Consider the following 684-nt stretch of genomic DNA (forward strand, 5'->3'; position numbering starts at 1 on the left):
CAGCGGCGTCGCCTGGTGGAGTTGGTGCTGGGTGAGGTGGCGGTGGTGTTGGGTCATGCGGGTGCGGCGAGTATTGATGCGGGTCAGGCGTTCAGCGATCTGGGTTTTGATTCGTTGACGGCGGTGGAGTTGCGGAATCGTCTGAATGCGGTGACGGGTCTGCGGTTGTCGGCGACGTTGATCTTTGATTATCCGTCGCCGGGTGTGCTGGCTGATTTTCTGCGGGTGGAGTTGGTGGGGGAGGAGGGTGTTGGTGCGGGGCCGGTGGTGGCCTCGGGGTCTGGTGCGGGGGTGTCGGAGGATCCGATCGTGATTGTGGCGATGGGGTGTCGTCTTCCGGGTGGGGTGTTGTCGCCGGATGATTTGTGGGGTCTGGTGGCGGGGGGTCGTGATGGGATTACGGCGTTTCCGGAGGACCGGGGTTGGGATGTGGCCCGGTTGTTCGATCCGGATCCGGATGCGGTGGGCAAGTCGATGGTGCGGCATGGCGGGTTCCTGCATGATGCGGGGGAGTTCGATCCGGGGTTCTTCGGGATCAGCCCGCGTGAGGCACTGGCCATGGATCCGCAGCAGCGTCTGTTGCTGGAGACGTCGTGGGAGACCCTGGAGCGGGCGGGTATCGATCCGGCCACGTTGAAGGGCAGCCGCACGGGCGTCTTCGCCGGCGCCATGTACCACGACTAC

At 64.8% G+C, this 684-nt stretch carries 1 protein-coding gene; it reads left to right on the forward strand.

The features are described 5' to 3' along the window. Positions 1-684, forward strand: a 684-nt coding sequence (locus ABEA26_RS36175; protein ID WP_345598337.1) for an acyl carrier protein, incomplete at both ends; no start/stop codon positions are given.

The sequence above is a fragment of the Streptomyces marokkonensis genome (assembly GCF_039539045.1).
Classification (GTDB): domain Bacteria; phylum Actinomycetota; class Actinomycetes; order Streptomycetales; family Streptomycetaceae; genus Streptomyces; species Streptomyces marokkonensis.